This window comes from Nonomuraea sp. NPDC050691 (assembly GCF_040654455.1).
Taxonomy (GTDB): domain Bacteria; phylum Actinomycetota; class Actinomycetes; order Streptosporangiales; family Streptosporangiaceae; genus Nonomuraea.
Genome location: NZ_JBFAIA010000002.1, coordinates 1 through 15,909 on the forward strand (window position 1 = coordinate 1; position 15,909 = coordinate 15,909).

General features: G+C 68.7%; 16 protein-coding genes. 11 read left to right on the plus strand and 5 right to left on the minus strand.

The features are described from left to right. The 3 genes from AB0H81_RS00955 to AB0H81_RS00965 form a co-directional block, all read right to left on the minus strand. Window positions 1-537: NAD(P)-binding domain-containing protein (locus AB0H81_RS00955; protein WP_358367351.1), on the minus strand; the 537-nt coding region annotated here is incomplete at its 3' end. Window positions 538-770: 233 nt separating this feature from the next. Beyond that, complete coding sequence (gene wrbA / locus AB0H81_RS00960) at window positions 771-1,391, minus strand: NAD(P)H:quinone oxidoreductase (RefSeq protein ID WP_358367354.1); 621 nt, start codon at window positions 1,389-1,391, stop codon at window positions 771-773. Between the two features lie 125 nt (window positions 1,392-1,516). Next, the gene (locus AB0H81_RS00965) at window positions 1,517-2,026 is read right to left on the minus strand and encodes a cupin domain-containing protein (RefSeq protein ID WP_358367357.1); all 510 of its coding nucleotides are present in this window, start codon (window positions 2,024-2,026) and stop codon (window positions 1,517-1,519) included. A gap of 107 nt (window positions 2,027-2,133) precedes the next feature. Between AB0H81_RS00965 and AB0H81_RS00970 the strand changes: the two genes are divergently transcribed. Next, window positions 2,134-2,643 (plus strand): MarR family transcriptional regulator, encoded by a 510-nt coding sequence (locus tag AB0H81_RS00970; protein WP_358367360.1) that lies wholly within the window; start codon window positions 2,134-2,136, stop codon window positions 2,641-2,643. Between the two features lie 112 nt (window positions 2,644-2,755). Continuing rightward, window positions 2,756-4,216: an MFS transporter gene (locus AB0H81_RS00975; RefSeq protein WP_358367361.1), complete on the plus strand. Its 1,461-nt coding sequence runs from the start codon at window positions 2,756-2,758 to the stop codon at window positions 4,214-4,216. Window positions 4,217-4,618: 402 nt separating this feature from the next. Here AB0H81_RS00975 and AB0H81_RS00980 read toward each other — a convergent pair whose 3' ends face one another. Next, a complete protein-coding gene (locus AB0H81_RS00980) occupies window positions 4,619-5,407 on the minus strand; it encodes a helix-turn-helix transcriptional regulator (RefSeq protein ID WP_358367364.1) in 789 nt (262 codons plus the stop codon). A gap of 88 nt (window positions 5,408-5,495) precedes the next feature. Between AB0H81_RS00980 and AB0H81_RS00985 the strand changes: the two genes are divergently transcribed. The 3 genes from AB0H81_RS00985 (at window position 5,496) to AB0H81_RS00995 (ending at window position 10,474) form a co-directional block, all read left to right on the plus strand. Continuing rightward, window positions 5,496-5,876: a nuclear transport factor 2 family protein gene (locus tag AB0H81_RS00985; RefSeq protein ID WP_358367366.1), complete on the plus strand. Its 381-nt coding sequence runs from the start codon at window positions 5,496-5,498 to the stop codon at window positions 5,874-5,876. Window positions 5,877-5,885: 9 nt separating this feature from the next. Next, complete coding sequence (locus tag AB0H81_RS00990; protein WP_358367367.1) at window positions 5,886-6,317, plus strand: SRPBCC domain-containing protein; 432 nt, start codon at window positions 5,886-5,888, stop codon at window positions 6,315-6,317. A gap of 857 nt (window positions 6,318-7,174) precedes the next feature. Continuing rightward, complete coding sequence (locus AB0H81_RS00995) at window positions 7,175-10,474, plus strand: WD40 repeat domain-containing serine/threonine protein kinase (RefSeq protein WP_358367370.1); 3,300 nt, start codon at window positions 7,175-7,177, stop codon at window positions 10,472-10,474. Between the two features lie 343 nt (window positions 10,475-10,817). On the opposite strand, the gene AB0H81_RS01000 is transcribed toward AB0H81_RS00995, so the two are convergent. Continuing rightward, a complete protein-coding gene (locus tag AB0H81_RS01000; RefSeq protein ID WP_358367372.1) occupies window positions 10,818-11,141 on the minus strand; it encodes a sigma-70 family RNA polymerase sigma factor in 324 nt (107 codons plus the stop codon). A 185-nt stretch (window positions 11,142-11,326) separates the two neighbouring features. Between AB0H81_RS01000 and AB0H81_RS01005 the strand changes: the two genes are divergently transcribed. The 6 genes from AB0H81_RS01005 (at window position 11,327) to AB0H81_RS01030 (ending at window position 15,820) form a co-directional block, all read left to right on the plus strand. Beyond that, complete coding sequence (locus AB0H81_RS01005; protein ID WP_358367374.1) at window positions 11,327-11,653, plus strand: PadR family transcriptional regulator; 327 nt, start codon at window positions 11,327-11,329, stop codon at window positions 11,651-11,653. After that, the gene (locus tag AB0H81_RS01010; RefSeq protein ID WP_358367376.1) at window positions 11,650-12,006 is read left to right on the plus strand and encodes a DUF1048 domain-containing protein; all 357 of its coding nucleotides are present in this window, start codon (window positions 11,650-11,652) and stop codon (window positions 12,004-12,006) included. Before AB0H81_RS01005 ends, AB0H81_RS01010 begins: the two co-directional genes overlap by 4 nt. 1 nt (window position 12,007) lies before the next feature. Further along, window positions 12,008-12,334: a DUF1048 domain-containing protein gene (locus AB0H81_RS01015; protein ID WP_358367379.1), complete on the plus strand. Its 327-nt coding sequence runs from the start codon at window positions 12,008-12,010 to the stop codon at window positions 12,332-12,334. Window positions 12,335-13,037: 703 nt separating this feature from the next. After that, window positions 13,038-13,802 carry an ATP-binding cassette domain-containing protein gene (locus AB0H81_RS01020; RefSeq protein WP_358367382.1) on the plus strand — a complete coding sequence of 255 codons (765 nt, stop codon included), beginning with the start codon at window positions 13,038-13,040 and terminating at the stop codon, window positions 13,800-13,802. A 9-nt stretch (window positions 13,803-13,811) separates the two neighbouring features. Continuing rightward, a complete protein-coding gene (locus tag AB0H81_RS01025; protein ID WP_358367386.1) occupies window positions 13,812-14,576 on the plus strand; it encodes an ABC transporter permease in 765 nt (254 codons plus the stop codon). Window positions 14,577-14,611: 35 nt separating this feature from the next. Continuing rightward, complete coding sequence (locus AB0H81_RS01030; protein WP_358367388.1) at window positions 14,612-15,820, plus strand: cytochrome P450; 1,209 nt, start codon at window positions 14,612-14,614, stop codon at window positions 15,818-15,820. Window positions 15,821-15,909: the final 89 nt, after the last annotated feature.

Genomic DNA, 15,909 nt, shown 5'->3' on the forward strand with positions numbered 1-15,909 from the left:
CGCGACCTGGGCCATGAACTCCACGGCGGCCAACCCGGCGTCCTCTCCGTGGTAGGTGACGGTGCCGAGCTCCCGCAGCGTCGACTCGTGGGCGGTGAAGGCGTCGCGGGAGCCGCTGAACGGGAACAGGACGTTCGGCGTACCCACGTAGGGCGGATCGCCCATGATCTTTCCGTCGAGGTAATCGGCACCGCGCTCACGCGCCCACTGCTCGTTCGCCCGCGCCTGGGCGGGAGAGCCGCTGGTGAGGTTCACCAGCACCTTGCCCGCGACCGCGGTCTCGACGGACTCCAGTACCTGTTCGACCGCTGGGGTGTCGAGCAGGCAGACCACGACGAGCGGGCTCGCCGCGACCGCCTCCGCGGCCGTCGCGGCCGTCACGGCACCGGCCTCGGCCAGTGGTGCGCTCTTGCTCGCGGTCCGGTTCCAGACCGTCGTGCGATATCCGCGCTCCAGCAAGGTGCGGGCGATCGCCGAGCCCATGGAGCCGAGCCCGAGCACGGTGACCTGGGTCGGGCTGTCGGTTGTGGCTGTCATGGTGATCCTTTTCGTGTCGAAGGAGTGGCTGATGTTCTCGAAGGAGTGGCTGCCACGCGCACCCAGGTCGCCGCCGGCGCGGCGGAGAATACTGCGGCGAGAGGACCGTCATCGATCGGTGACGGTTGTCGGCGTCCGCGCTCACGGCTGTGGAGGACGGCCGATTCGAGCTCGGCGGCGACTGACACCGTCGTGCCGCCGGGTTTTCTGGGGCGGGTCGCCAGCGGTTTGGGTCAGACGGTGGCGAGCCCGCGCCGCAGTGCGGAGGCGATCTCGACGGCGCGGCGGGCCTGGAATTCGACGGCGGCGAGGTTGGCTTCGGCGACGTTGTCGGGGTTGTTGCCGGAGATGCTGCTCGCGCCGTAGGGGTTGCCGTTGGCCGGGTCGAACTGGACGGGGTCGGCGAAGCCGGGCGGGACGATGATCGAACCCCAGTGGTAGAAGGTGTTGTTGAGTGCCAGCAGGGTGCTCTCTTGGCCGCCGTGGCTGGCCGAGGTCGAGGTGAACGAGGAAACGATCTTGTTCACGAGCTTGCCCTCGGACCACAGGCCGCCGGTGGTGTCGATGAACTGCTTCAGCTGCGCCGCGGGCAGGCCGAATCGGGTCGGGGTGCCGAAGAGGATGACGTCGGCCCACTCCACATCGGCCAGACTCGCCTCGGCGACGTCCGCGGTGGCGACGGCGTGCTCGGCCCAGGCCGGGTTGCTCTCGATGGCCGCGGTGGGTGCCAGTTCGGCGGTCTTCCTCAGGCGGACCTCGTCGGCGCCCGCCTTCCGGGCGGCCTGAGCCGCGGCCCTCGCCATGGTGTGGATGTTGCCGGTGGAGGAGTAGTAGATAACGGCGACCTTGGTCATGGAGTGCTCGCTTCGTAGATGGGTGTGCTGGATTGGCGCCGGAACCGGCTTCGGAGCTGACCGTCCGATGTCGGGCAGCACCTGGAGCGCGCGTCGGTGGAGGCGATGGCGTCGGCCGGCCAAGGTCAGATGAAGAAGCTGTCGTGGCGGAGGAAGAACTCCGCACGCTCTTCTTCGCTGAGGCCGGCCAGCTTGGTGACGCCTTCGAAGTACTCCTCGCGGGGTGCGCCGGGGGCGAAGAGCATGAGCATGGAGGCGGGCTCGCCGGATTCGTTGCGGAAGGCGTGCAGGCCGCCCACCGGTACGTACAGGTAGTCGCCGGAGGTGGCGTTGATCCAGCGGCGGCCGTCGAACAGCCGCATGGTGCCGGACAGGATGAAGAACGACTCTGACATCGACTTGTGGAAGTGCGTGCTGGGGCCGCCCGCCTCGGGGCCCATGTCCACCCGGTACAAACCGTATTCACCGCCGGTGGAGACGGTGGTGGACAGGTAGTGGTAAGCGGTGCCCTGGGCGACGTTGGGGCCGTCGGTGGCGACGGGCTTGGAGACGAAGTCGGGCGCGTTGGTCGCGGGCCTGAAGGTGGCGCTGATCTCGCCGTGCTGACCGAAGTAGCGGGGGTCGGGGTAGGACATGGCCACTCCTTGAATGAGGTCTGATTAGATGAGTGCTAAGATAGTTAGCGCTTGCATGAGTGTCAACTAAGTGAGCGCTCACCTATCTGGCGAGGAGGGAGGTAACCATGGCAGACGCGGTGGAGACGGTGCTGGAGCAGTGGAGTCGGGAACGCCCCGACCTCGACGTCTCACCGATCGGCATCGTCGGCCGGCTCATGCGGCTGTCCCGGCTCTGGGACAAGGAGATCAAGGACTTTCTCGGCGAGCACGGCCTGGAACCGGGCGAGTTCGACGTCCTGTCCACGCTGCGGCGCTCGGGAGAGCCCTACGAGCTGACCGCGAAGGCCTTCCTCAAGGCGTCGCTCGTCACCACCGGGGCGATCACGCTGCGGGTCGACCGCATGGCGGCCAAGGGTCTGGTCACCCGCACGCCTGACGCCACCGACCGCCGCTCCGTCAAGATCCGCCTCACTCCGCGGGGTCTTGAGGTGATCGACCGGCTCCTTCCCCTCCACTTGGCCAACGAGGCCCGCCTCGTGGAGAGTCTCGACGCCGACGAGCGTCGGCATCTGGCGGCCACGCTCGCAGGGCTGCTGGAGTCCCACGGCGACACACCCGCCAACACCCACCGCTGACCAGCATGCGGTTGACCCGAACCTGGTGACCCCGCACCCTGCGGGACGCCCCGGCCGAACGCCCCTGTGCGGCATACCGAAGCCTTGCCCCGAACCTCCTGAGGAGACCGCGATGAAATCCCCCGAAAAGGCGACCACCGACGCCAGGCCACGCTGGGTTCTCGGCCTGCTGGCCTTCTCCAGTCTGATCACTTCGCTCGACTTCACCATCGTGTACGTGGCGCTGCCCGACATCGCACGCGAGGTGGGGCTGTCGGATCACGCCACCCAGTGGGTGGTCAGCGCCTACGCCATCTTCTTCGGTGGCTTCCTGCTGCTGGGCGGCCGATCGGCCGACCTGCTGGGCCGCCGCCGCATGTTCGTCCTGGGGATGCTGCTGTTCGGCGGCGCGTCCCTGCTGGGTGGCCTGGCGACCTCGCTTGCGACACTGATCACCGCACGGGCCCTCCAGGGAATCGGCGGGGCCGTCCTGTTCCCCGCCACGCTCTCCCTGGTCACGACCAGGTTCACCGAAGGCCGAGCGCGTGTCCGGGCCCTGGCCGTGTGGGCCGGGGCCGGCGCGGGCGGGCTGAGCCTGGGCGCGCTGCTCGGCGGTGTGCTGACCCACGCGTTCGGCTGGGAGGCGGTGTTCCTGGTGAACGTGCCGCTGGTCGTGGCGGGCACCGTGGGCGCGTTCGTCCTGCTCGAGCGCGACGGCGCGCGCGAACGGGGACGCGGCTTCGACATCCCGGGCGCCCTGACCGGCACGGCCGGGCTGACGCTGCTGGTCTTCGCCATCGCCCAGGGCCCCGAGGTCGGCTGGACCGCGCCCTCCGTCGTCGCCTCCGCCGTGCTCGCGGTGGCGCTGCTGACCGCGTTCGTCATCATCGAGGCGGGCACCGCGAACCCGCTGATGCCGCTGCGGCTGTTCTCCAATCCCAACCTCCGCGCCGGCCTGCTGGTGATCCTCACCTTCGGCAGCACCATGCAGAACCTCGTCTACTTCCTCACCCTGTACTTCCAGGACGTGCTCGGTTACTCGGCACTGCAGGGCGGGCTGGCCTTCCTGAGCCTCTCGGTGGTGATCGGCATCGCCAACTTCGTCGCCGAAAGACTGATCATCCGCATCGGCGCCCGCGCGACGCTGATCATCGCCCTGCTGCTCGGCTCCGGCGGTGGCGCGCTGATGGCCGTCGGCATGCACACGGACGGCTCGTACTGGACGATCCTCGCCGGCATGGTCGTCTACGGCATGGGCATGGGAACGATCTACCCGACCATGTTCGGCGCCTCCGGCACCGGCGTGGCCGACGAGGACCAGGGCGCCGCCGGGGGCATGGCCAACACCGCCCTCCAGATCGGCACCGGCGTGGGCTTGGCGATCCTGGTCGGCGTCTCCACCTCCGGGCTCGCCGGTCTGACAGGCGAGGCCGTGCGCGTCGCCACCGCCGACGGCCTGCGCAGCGCGGTCTACGTCGCGGCCGCACTCACCCTGACAGGCATCCTCGCTGCCCTGATCCTTCCCCGCCGCGCCACCGCGACCCCTGCCCCCCGCTACCCCATCACCGAGGAGTCCAAGCCCACCCTTCGCTGAACCACCGAACGAAGACGGCCACAGGCGATTGCGAGCATAGGGTAGTTGGACAACTACCCTGGGAGTTGGCGCGGTGCTGTTCGACCAGATCTGCCGCCAGTCTCGCGGGGGAAAGCAGCGAAGGCCAGGAGGTCCTCGCGGACGGCGTCCTGCTCGGCAAGCTGGTCCTTCTGGCCTTCACGTTACGGCCGGCGGAGGCGTACTCGTCGCGGGCCTGTTCGACAGCGGGGTAGCGCTGGACTTTCTCGTACTCCGCAAGGGCGCGGTACACGCTCGCGAGGGAGGGGTGGTCGGCCAGCGCACCGAGTGGGGGCGTTCCCGAATACGGCGTGCCTGGAGCGCAGGAGGGGCTGAGTTGATCGCTTCCCGAGGGAACACCCTCCTGCTCGTCAGTCGTGCCGCTCATTTAACGGCGCCGGTTCCCGTCCGGAAGAAACGGGCGGTGTCGTCATCGGCGGGAAAGTACGCTTCAACGGCAATCTCTTCCAGCGTGACGTCGAAGGCGGCGCCGAACGTCGTCACCGTGTTGATGAAACACAGTTCGGCTCCCCGGTGACGGACGCGGATGGGCAGCGCGATGTCGGTGGGATCGGGCGGCGCCGGACCACCTTCGGGACCGTATGACAGCAGTTCCTCATACAGCGCGCTCAGTTCCGCATCACCGGTCCGTGCCACCTGGCGGGCCAGCCGGGGCAGTAGGTAAGCGCGGACCTGCCTGAGGTTCCGCAGCCGGGGCGCGAACCCGCCCGGGTGCAGCCCCAACCGCATCATGTTGACCGGCGGTCGCAGCAGCGAAGCGTCGACCCCCTCCAGGAAGACGTCGATCGCCGCGTTGGCGAACAGCAGGTTCCAGCGGCGGTCCACAGCCAGCGCCGGATAGGGTTCGTGGCCCCGCAGGATCTGCTCCAGGACATCGCGCGCCGAGGCCAGATGCGGATCTTCCAGCGGCCGTTCCCGAACGACCGGCGCGTGCCCGGCCGCGACCAGCAGACGGTTGCGTTCCCGCAACGGGACATTCAGATGCTCGGCCAGGCGCAGCACCATCGCGCTGCTGGGAATGGTGCGACCCGTCTCCACGAAGCTGACGTGCCGGGCCGACACCTCCGCCAGAATCGCCAGATCGAGCTGGCTGAGCCTTCTACGGTGCCGCCACTCGCGCAGCGGCTCACCGATCGGTCGGCCCTGCATCATGCGAGTGATTATCGTCCCGGCTCGTCGATCACCGCGATTACATGGCATGTAATCGACGGCGGTGGGCATCGGCTGGCACGGTGGCCGCATGAGCGAAAGCAGCAAGGCCGCACGCAACAAGCAACTCGCCGTCCACGGCTTCACTCAGTTCGCGGCAGGGAACATTGACGTGCTCCGTACCCTCCTGCACGAGGACTTCATCGAGCACAGCCCGGGAAATCCCTCTGGGCGTGAGGCGTTCATCGCGTTCATCACCGAAACGCCGGTGGCCCGCGCCCGGCTCGACCTCAGACGGGTCATCGCCGACGACGATCACGTGGTGATGCACTACCACATGGCCACGGCCGACGACCCGCGCGGCGTCGCCGTCGTCGACATCTGGCGGCTGGTCGACGGGCAGATCGTCGAGCATTGGGATGTCGTGCAGCCGGTGCCGGAAGCGGCGCAGCTTCCCCACGGCATGTTCTGAGCGGCCGGTATGAAGCAGATATCCACCTCGATCGAGATCGATGCCCCGGCGATGGCGGTCTGGTCGGCCCTGGCGGATCTGGAGGGCTATCCGGCTTGGAATCCGTTCATCCGAGAGGCGTCCGGTCGACTGGCGATCGGCAACAGGCTCACCCTGAGGATGTTCCCGGTCCAAGGACGTCCGATGACATTCCGGCCGACCGTGCTGGCCGCCATCCCCGGTTCCGAACTGCGCTGGATCGGTCGGCTGGCCGTTCATGGAATTTTCGATGGCGAGCACAGCTTCGTCCTCACATCTACCGCTTCCGGCGCTACCCGCATGGTGCAGGCTGAGATGTTCGCAGGACTGCTGGTGCCGTTCGCCGGCGCGTTGATCGAGCGCACCAGGACAGACTTTCAGGCGCTCAACCAGGCGCTGAAGAGGTACGTGGAAAGGGGATGACTACTCTCTGGCGCACCCCCGACCCCGGACTAACCAGATTCGGGAAACCCCCTGAACAACGACAAGATCCCGCCTGATCGCGATGATCAGACGGGATCCCGTCACTTCAGTCCGGCCGTTTCAAGAACGGCCCCTTGTTGGCCGTTCACGAGTGTGGCCGAGTAGCGACGATGACGTCCTGGTGAAGATCGCTTCCCGGGATCGCTGGCGATAGCCCAGCCCTCGCTTCTCGCCCCCCGGCTCTTCGCCAAGGGATACGGCCACGCCGAACACGAGCACGCCGTGCCAAACACGGCCGCCGCCGACGGGATCGGCTACGGCTACGGCTACCGCTGTGCAGTACGCGGCGACCGCGTCGAAAGCTCGGGCGGTACCATCGGCTTCGTCAGCGTCTCAGCGCACTACCGTCGCGACGACCTCTTCGTGACCGTGCTTTCCAATATCGAGACGCCGCGTTCGCCGAGATCGAGACCGCCCTGGCGGCCATCGCCCGCGGCGAGCCGTACGAGTCGCCCAGCCGCCGGGTCTTCGTCACCGTCGATCCTGCCGTCCTCGACCGGTACACCGGCCGTTACACGATGCGGCACATGGCCGCACCTCCATGATGGACGTCACACGCGCCGGCGACCGGCTGATGGTGGAGGTGTACGGGCTGGCCAGGACCGACTTGCGACTCAGGGTTGGATGCATCCAGCTCGAGAAGGGTTCGGCACTCTTTTCGAGTTCCGTCCGCCGCAGCGTAGGGCCCAAGACGGCCCATTCCGGCGCGTCCCAGGGATGGGATCGCTCAGAAGGAGCGATGCGCACATGGGTATTTTGGGCGGAACTTCGTCGGTGATGAGTGCATCAAACCGAGCGTGTTGATCGAAGGAGACCCTCAGCGGCTCGGTCGTTACTGGCTGGCAGGGCGGCTCGGCGCCGGCGGCCAGGGAGTGGTGTATGAGGCATATGCCGAGGACGGCCGCCGGGTGGCGATCAAGGTGCTGTACGGCGACCAGGTGGCCCAGCTCGGCCGGGAGGCGGCGGCCGCCCAGCGGGTGGCCTCGTTCTGCACCGCGCCGATCATCGAGGCCAAGCTGGAGGGCCCGCGTCCCTACATCGTCAGCGAGTACGTGGAGGGCCCGAGCCTGCGCACGGCGGGCAGGATCTTCGCGGGTGACGACCTGCACCGTCTGGCCACCGCCATCGCGACGGCGCTGACCGCCATCCACGACGCCGGGGTGATCCACCGCGACCTCAAGCCCGACAACGTGCTGCTCGGCCCGGACGGCCCCCGCGTGATCGACTTCGGCATCGCCAGGACCGCCGAGATGTCGCTCACCACGACCGGCGTGGTGAGCGGCACGCCCACCTACATGGCCCCTGAGGTGTTCATCGGCCAGCGAGCGGACGCCTCGGCGGACGTGTTCGCCTGGGGAGCCGTCATCGTCTTCGCCGCCACCGGCCGTGATCCGTTCCACGCCGAGAACCTGGGAAGCGTCATGCACCAGGTGTTGTCGGCCACCCCCGACCTGTCCGCGCTGCCCAGCACGCTGCGCCGGTTGGTCTCCTCGGCACTGGCCAAGGAGCCGGCCCAGCGGCCGACCGCCCGCGAGCTGCTGCTGGCGCTGGTCAGCGGTGACGGTGACCTCGACACCGCCCGCCTGCTCGCCCAGGGCGGCCAGCGGGCCGCCGGGATCGGCGCGCAGGGGCACGATCCCGCGCTCGGCACGCTGGCCGAGCAGGCGTACACGATGCTCGATCCGGCCGAGCGCGAGCTGGTCCCCGAGGTGTTCCTGCGGCTGGTGACGGTGGACGAGGCGGGCGAGCTGTCGGCCCGGCACGCCGAACTGGCCGAGCTCGTCGGGGGGCGGGCGCCGCACGAGGTGGCCGCCGTGCGCAGGATCCTCGACGTGTTCGGCTACCTCCTGGCCAGGCAGGACGGCGGCGTACGGCTGGCCAGGCCGGCCCTGCCCCAGGCCTGGCCGCGGTACCGCCGGTGGATCGAGACCAACCGCGACGGCCTGGCCGTACACCGGCAGATCCTCGCCGCGGCGCGACGCTGGGAGACGGCGGGACGCCGGGACGGCGACCTGCTCCAGGGCAGCAACCTGGACAACGCGTTGGAGTGGGCGGCCACCGCCCGCCGCGACATCACCCTGTCGCCCACCGAACGCGACTTCCTGTCCGCGGCGGCCACCCTGACCAGGCACAGGGCCAGGCGGGCCCGGCTGACCTCGCTGAGCCTTGGCGGGCTGCTGGTGATCGCGCTGGTGGCCGGCGGGCTGGCCGTACAGCAGAGCGCGGTGGCCGACGACCGGGCCGAGCAGATCGCCGGGCAGCTGACCAGGTCGGAGGCGGCCAGGCTCGCGGGGGTGGCGACCACGACCCGCGGGAGCGACCCTCGCCAGGCGATGCTGGCGAGCCTGGCGGCCTGGCGGCTGGACCGCACGCCGGCCACCAGGGCGGCCCTGGTGGCCTCGCTGGCGCAGCGCGAGACGGCGATGTTCCGCGACCCGTCGACCGCGGGCGACACGGTACGCACGCTCGGCGCCGACGGCCGGACGCTGATCAGCGCCGATTCCACCGCGACGCGCGCGTGGGACGTGCGCAACGGCCGGCTCCTGCGGACACACGGCGCCCGGCCGGCCGAGCCGATGGACAGCGTGACGCTGAGCCCGTCGGGCAAGGTACTGGTGACCGTGACGGCCAGGCGCGCATCCGCGGTGGACCTCGTCAGCGGCAGGCCGATCAGCGACTACGTCTTCCCCACTGCCAAGGATTTCCCGAACGAGTGGGTCGGCGTGGCGTTCGAGCGTGACGATTCCGTCCTGCTCCAGGAGGCTGACCGGCGTACCCGCTGGGACCTGCGAACCGGCGCCGCCAAGGCGCTCGGGCCCGCCCCCGCGGGCACATCCAGCCGGGACGGGGTCTGGCGGGCCGCACGGCGCGGTCGCCAGCTGGAGCTGACCAACCTGAGGACCGGGGCGAAGGACTTCATCGGTGACAAGGACGGCGCCGGCACCCAGGGCACCTGGAACGGTGGCGAGGCCGTGTTCGGCGCCGGCCTCGTCGCGACGGTGACATCGGAATCCATCCAGTTCTGGCGCAGGTCGGACACGCAACTGCTCACCACGGTCCAGGTACGGGCGGGATTCAATGAGGCGGTCCAGGGGGCCTTCGACGGAAGCACGTTCCGCTACCTGCTGGGCGACCAGGTTTTCTCGGTGGACGTGGCCGACCTGACCACCGAGGACGACGATCACCTTGTGGGCACGGCGGCGCTGAGCGGCGACGGGCGGTTCGTGGTCCGCGACGGCGAGCTGTCGGCCGTCGGCGGGAGGAAGGTCGGCGCGGTGCCGGAGGCGGAGTACGCGGTATTCAGCCCGGACTCCCGTTTCGTCGCCATGTTCGGGCCCGGGGTGCGGATCGTGGACACCGCCTCGGCCGCCGTCCAGGGCACGCTGCGCACGTCCGCCGTGCACGTGACCTTCTCTCCCGACGGCGCCAGGCTGGTCGTGGTCACCGAGAAGGGCGGGGTCGAGCTGTGGGACCGGCAGACCAGGCGGCGCATGTGGTCGGCCGAGGCGGGCGCGGCGACGTACGCGGCCTTCTCCTCCGACGGGCGGACGCTGGTGGTGGCGGGCGACCGCATTCACCTGCTGGAGACGGCCGCAGGCAAGGCGTTGGGGCCGGCGTTCGGCGGCGGCGGCAGGGACGCCGAGGGGGTGCGCGCGTATTTCACCCGCTCCGGCAAGGCGGTCGTGGTGCTCGACGCGCGGCGACGGATGACGGTCTGGGACGTGGCCACGCGCCGCAGGCTCGCCACCGCGCGCGGGTTCGGCGACCCCGCCGCCTACTCGCCGCGCGAGGACCTGCTCGCCAGCCTTCAGATGGGGGGAAGGGTGCGGCTGGTCGACGTGATGTCGGGCACGGACCTGGGCGCGCTGCTCGACCAGGGCGGCGGACAGGACCCGGAGATCGGGGAGCCGCTCGACGTGGCGTTCACCGGCGACGGGTCGGCGGTGCTGACCGTGGACCGCAACGGCGCGGTCAGGCGGCACGCCGTGGGCGGGGAGGCGTTGGCGGCGGCGGTGTGCGCGAAGGCGGGCGGGCTGAGCGCGGCCCAGTGGCGGGTGATCGTACCCACGCTGCCGTACAGAAAGGCGTGTCCCTAGCCGGCGACCGCGACGAAGCCCGTGCCGCGGTGGGTCACATCGGAGTAGGCGCGTGTGCGATCCTCGCCCTCAATGGTCTGCAACTGACGACACCCGACCACATCCGGGGACGGGTCATGGTGTTCGTCTTCAGCTCTCGTCCGCGTTCCGTTCTCTGCGCGATCATCTGGTCAATCGGGTCATTACGTATCAGGGTCACACAATTGGATACCTCCACGAGGGCCCCTTCGATGCCTGACGCTGACCTCACCGGCCCTGCATCGTCAACGCTCAGAACGGAGCGACACCTTCTCGGTTCGATCGGCGATGGTGCGCAGCGCCTGGGCCAGCTCTTCTTCGGTTGTCATCTCCATCTCCCCGTGAGTGCGTCCGCGCGGACGCGGAGCGTGGCCAGTCCGCGCGAGGCCTGGCCACGGACGGTCGCCTGCGAGATGCCGAGCCTCGCCGCGATCTCCTCATCAGCGAGACCCTCGTAGTAGCGCAGCACCAGCACCGCGCGCTGTCTGGCTGATAGAGCCCGCAGACGCTGCCAGACCTCGCCGAGCTCGTGTTCGTCCTCGTGGACCGGCGAGGGAACCTCGTCTGTGAGGTGCTCGCGTCTGGCGCGCCAGACGGCGACCTGCCCGCCGGTCAACGCCTTGGGCGCCAGCCCAGCCAGTATCGCCACCTCACCCCTGCCTGCTCCGGCTCCGCTGTCGACTGCTGTCTTACCGGGAGCCTCTCTTCATGCCGACCGGCCCCGGCACATGCCCCTGATGACCTGCGTCGTCAGGTTGAAAAGGACTCACTACTCCGTGCTACTGTATAGTCGTACTCGGTGTCACGAAGTACCTTGATCGAAGAGGACCCGCGATGGATGACCTGACGGAGATGCTGAAGGGCACGCTTGAGGGCTGCGTGCTGCAGATCATCAGCAGCGAGGAGACCTACGGATACGCCATCACGCGTCGGCTGAACGAACTCGGCTTCGCCGACGTCGTCGAGGGGACGGTTTACACCATCCTGCTGCGCCTGGAGAAGAACGGACTCGTCCAGGTGACGAAGCGACCGTCCGGGATGGGCCCGCCGCGCAAGTTCTATGCGCTCAACGACGCGGGGCGCGACCAACTAGCAACATTCTGGGCGAAATGGGAGTACCTCTCATCGCACATCAACAACCTCAAGGAGGGCGGGAGATGAAGTTCTGGGAGACCATGACCGGCAGCGATCTCACCAGGGAATGGAAGGCGTTCGAAGCCCGGGCCGAGGCGCTGCCGGCCGACTACCGGGCGGCGTGGGAAGAGATCAAGGGCCATCTCTTTGCCTACGGGGATTTCACGGGCCGGAACCTGATGCCGATTCTCGACAACGCCCTGGGGCTGCTCGAAGAGACGGCGTCCGATGGGCAGAGCGTTCACGAGGTGCTGGGTGACGACGTCCGGGGTTTTTGCGCGGCGCTGGCCGGCGGGGAAGGTGGTCGAACCTATCGCGACCGGTGGCGCGAGCAGCTGAACGAGAACGTCGCAAGGAAATTGGGCCGGCTAGGAGGCTGACGTGGGCATCCAGGACATCATCGAGGGCAAGAAGCAGTGGCGGGCGCACATGGCGCGGGTCAAGGCCCTCCCGCCGGACTATCAGATCGTCTACAAGGAGATGCAGAAGTACCTTTTCAAGGTCGGGCCGATCGACTTGGTTGACGGGTCCTTGCTGTCAGGGATCGTCGATTTCTTCGAGGAGGGCGTCGCGGCCGGCAAGGGAGTCCTGGAACTCATCGGCAGTGACGTCGCTGCCTTCTGCGACGACCTGATCAAGGACTCGCCCACCTACGCGGACATCTATCAGGAGTCCATCAGCGGGAAACCCGGCACGGCCGGAAAGTAACGCCGTTGACCGGGGCCGACGGGCTCTTCGGGCGGGTGAGCCGAAGGAGAGCATCAAACCCCTGACCATCGGCAGCCGGCTTGCCGCTGCGCGCGCCAGGGGGCGCCGGCGGTCTCCCGCCGCAGCCGCGGTCGCCCGCGGCGCTCAGCGCCGCCACGCCCGCCTGCTGCGGTGCCGGTCGACAGCCATGTCAGCACGGCAACAGGCCGGTATCAGCGCCGTCGGCGATGGTGGCTGCCATGAACAGTTCCGCGATTGCGCACTCGTCGTCGCTGGCGCGCCGTCTCGTCCGCGACGATCGAATTCTTCAGTGAGCCGACGCAGCCCGTCCTCGCCCAAGGGCTGACGGACTCGCTCACAAACAGCGATCAGGCCCCCGTACCCACACGCTCAAGCCCCGCTTTGCACCTCAGCTATTCGGTATTGCTAGGTACGGGTAGTCGGTGCTACTTTGTACCGGTAGTCAGCACCGCCGAGTAGCTCCTGACCGACGACGACCTTGCCGACCTATTCGAACAGAGCGCGGCCGACGCCACCGCGATCCGCGACATCTTCGGCGACGACCCCATCGAGTTCGCCGAGATGTTCATGGCCACCTACCCCCTCGGCCAGTACCGGGCCCGCGAACGCCACCGCTTCACCAGCGCCATCGCCCGCGCCGCCGGCGACACCACCCCACCACAGGACAGGACAGGACAGAGAGATGACGACCCAGCAAGCCCCGGCGATCCAGGTGCACGGGCTGGAGAAGTCGTACAGGGAACTGCACGTGCTGCGCGGCGTGGACTTCGAGGTGGCGCGGGGCAGCATCTTCGCCCTGCTCGGCTCCAACGGAGCGGGCAAGACCACCGCCGTGAAGATCCTTTCCACGCTGCTCAGGGCCGACGCGGGCACCGCCCGCGTGAACGGCTTCGACGTCGCCACGCAGGCCGCGAACGTGCGGGAGTCGATCAGCCTCACCGGGCAGTTCGCCGCCGTGGACGAGATCCTCAGCGGGCGGGAGAACCTGGTGCTGGTCGCCCGGCTGCGGCACCTCAAGAACCCAGGCAAGATCGCCGACGAGCTGCTGGAGCGGTTCTCGCTGACGGACGCGGGCGGGCGGAAGGCGGCGACGTATTCGGGAGGCATGCGCCGCCGCCTCGACATCGCGATGAGCCTGATCGGCGATCCGCCGATCATCTTCCTCGACGAGCCGACGACCGGGCTCGACCCCCAGGCGCGCATCGAGGTGTGGCAGGCCGTCAGGGAGCTCGCCGACCGGGGCACGACGGTGCTGCTCACCACGCAGTACTTGGACGAGGCCGAACAGCTCGCCGACCGGATCGCGATCCTCCACGAGGGCCGGATCATCGTCAACGGCACCCTGGCCGAGCTCAGGCAACTGCTCCCGCCCGCCACGGTCGAATACGTCGAGAAGCAGCCGACCCTCGAGGACGTCTTCCTCACCCTCATCGGCACGAAGGCATAAGGAACAACGATGAGCAAGCATTTCTTCGGCGACACCACCGTCCTGCTGGGACGATCCCTGCGCCACATCACGCGCAGCCCGGACACCATCATCACGACCGCGATCATGCCGATCGCCATGATGCTGATGTTCGTCTACGTGTTCGGCGGCGCCATCAGAACAGGGTCGGACTCCTCGTACGTGAACTACATGCTGCCCGGCATCCTGCTCATCACGGTCGCCTCGGGCATCGCCTACACCGCGTACCGGCTGTTCACGGACATGAAGGGCGGCATCTTCGAGCGCTTCCAGTCGATGCCGACCGCCCGGTCGTCGGTGCTGTGGGCGCACGTGCTGACCTCGCTGGTCGCCAACCTGATCTCGCTCGTGGTCGTGGTGCTCGTGGCCCTGCTCATGGGCTTCCGCTCGGAGGCGGGAGTGCCGGCCTGGCTCGCGGTCGCCGGCATCCTGATCCTGTTCACCCTGGCGCTGACCTGGATCGCCGTCATCCCCGGCCTGTCCGCCAAGACCATGGAAGGTGCGAGCGCGTTCTCCTACCCGCTCATCTTCCTGCCCTTCCTCAGCTCGGCGTTCGTGCCCACCGCCACCATGCCCGGCCCGGTGCGCTTCTTCGCCGAGCACCAGCCGGTGACCTCCATCGTCAACGCCATCCGCGCTCTGTTCACCGGGCAGCCGGTCGGCACCGACATCTGGGTCGCCCTCGCGTGGTGCGTCGGCATCCTCGCCGTCGCGTACGTCTTCGCCATGAGGACGTACCGCCGCAAGATCTCCTGAACCGCCCGCATCCCTGCACATCGGAAGGAAGGCTCATGAACGATTTCGTCCACACCCTCACGGCGATGCCGACGGCGCGTCAGGCCGGGTGTCCCTTCGATCCGCCCAAGGAGCTGATCGAGGCGCGCGAGCACGGCCCCATCAGCCGCTTCCCCTTCCCCAGTGGTCACCAGGGCTGGCTGGTCACCGGATACGACCTGGTCAGATCGGTCCTGGCGGACTCGCGGTTCAGCTCCCGCAAGGAGCTGATGCTCCAGCACCCGCTGGTCGACTACGGCGACATCGAGGTGCCGCCGGCGCCGCCCGGCGAGTTCCTGCTCATGGACGAGCCGCAGCACAGCCGCTACCGCAAGCCGCTGGTGGGCAAGTTCACCGTGCGGCGGATGCGGCTGCTGACCGAGCGCGTCGAGCAGATCACGGCCGAGCACCTGGACGCCATGGAGCAGGCCGGCCCGACGGCCGACCTGGTGACCGCCTTCGCCAAGCCGATCCCCGCCGTCGTGATCTGTGAGCTGTTGGGAGTGCCGTACGAGGACCGGGGTTTCTTCCAGGAGAACATCGACAAGTTCCTCGGCGGGGAGGCCGGCGACGAGGAGCTGATCGCGGCATACGTCGCGACCCAGAGCTACCTCGCCGGGCTGGTGGCCGCCAAGCGCGCGAACCCCACCGACGACGTGCTCAGCGACCTGCTCGACAGCGACCTGACCGACGAGGAGCTGCAGGGGATGGCCCTGATCCTGCTGTCGGCGGGCTTCGACACCACCGCGAACATGCTGGCGCTGGGCACCTTCGCGCTGCTGCGGAACCCGGACCAGCTCGCCGCGCTGCGCGCCGACCCCGCCCTCACCGACCAGGCCGTCGAGGAGCTGCTGCGGTACCTGAGCGTCGCCAAGCAGTTCCACCGGGTCGCGCTGGAGGACGTCGAGCTGGGCGGCCACACCATCGCGGCCGGTACGACGGTCATCCTGTCCCTCAACACCGCCAACCGCGACCCCGAACGCTTCCCCGACCCCCACACACTCGACCTCTCCCGGCGGGACGGCGGCCACCTGGCCTTCAGCCACGGCATCCACCAGTGCCTGGGTCAGCAACTCGCCCGCGTCGAGATGCGGGTCGCGTTCCCCGCGCTGTTCAACCGCTTCCCCACGCTGCGCCTCGCGGTACCCGCCGAGGAGGTCAGCCTGCGTCCGGAGACCGCGGACATCTACGGCGTGAAGAGCCTCCCGGTCACCTGGGACGTGTGACCGGGAGCCAGTGACGGGAGAGGCCGCGTACGGCGTCCGTCACCGCTGCGGTTGCTCGTCCGTCCCGCCGTGAGCAGGCCCGCAGCCGC

What these genes read in the sequence shown, in the direction of transcription:
- AB0H81_RS00980 (WP_358367364.1), bottom strand. Translation starts at nt 5,407, where the DNA reads ATGATGCAGGGCCGACCGATCGGTGAGCCGCTGCGCGAGTGGCGGCAC.
- AB0H81_RS00965 (WP_358367357.1), bottom strand. Translation starts at nt 2,026, where the DNA reads ATGTCCTACCCCGACCCCCGCTACTTCGGTCAGCACGGCGAGATCAGC.
- AB0H81_RS01020 (WP_358367382.1), top strand. Translation starts at nt 13,038, where the DNA reads ATGACGACCCAGCAAGCCCCGGCGATCCAGGTGCACGGGCTGGAGAAG.
- AB0H81_RS01030 (WP_358367388.1), top strand. Translation starts at nt 14,612, where the DNA reads ATGAACGATTTCGTCCACACCCTCACGGCGATGCCGACGGCGCGTCAG.
- AB0H81_RS00970 (WP_358367360.1), top strand. Translation starts at nt 2,134, where the DNA reads ATGGCAGACGCGGTGGAGACGGTGCTGGAGCAGTGGAGTCGGGAACGC.
- wrbA (WP_358367354.1), bottom strand. Translation starts at nt 1,391, where the DNA reads ATGACCAAGGTCGCCGTTATCTACTACTCCTCCACCGGCAACATCCAC.
- AB0H81_RS00985 (WP_358367366.1), top strand. Translation starts at nt 5,496, where the DNA reads ATGAGCGAAAGCAGCAAGGCCGCACGCAACAAGCAACTCGCCGTCCAC.
- AB0H81_RS00990 (WP_358367367.1), top strand. Translation starts at nt 5,886, where the DNA reads ATGAAGCAGATATCCACCTCGATCGAGATCGATGCCCCGGCGATGGCG.
- AB0H81_RS01010 (WP_358367376.1), top strand. Translation starts at nt 11,650, where the DNA reads ATGAAGTTCTGGGAGACCATGACCGGCAGCGATCTCACCAGGGAATGG.
- AB0H81_RS01005 (WP_358367374.1), top strand. Translation starts at nt 11,327, where the DNA reads ATGGATGACCTGACGGAGATGCTGAAGGGCACGCTTGAGGGCTGCGTG.
- AB0H81_RS00975 (WP_358367361.1), top strand. Translation starts at nt 2,756, where the DNA reads ATGAAATCCCCCGAAAAGGCGACCACCGACGCCAGGCCACGCTGGGTT.
- AB0H81_RS01025 (WP_358367386.1), top strand. Translation starts at nt 13,812, where the DNA reads ATGAGCAAGCATTTCTTCGGCGACACCACCGTCCTGCTGGGACGATCC.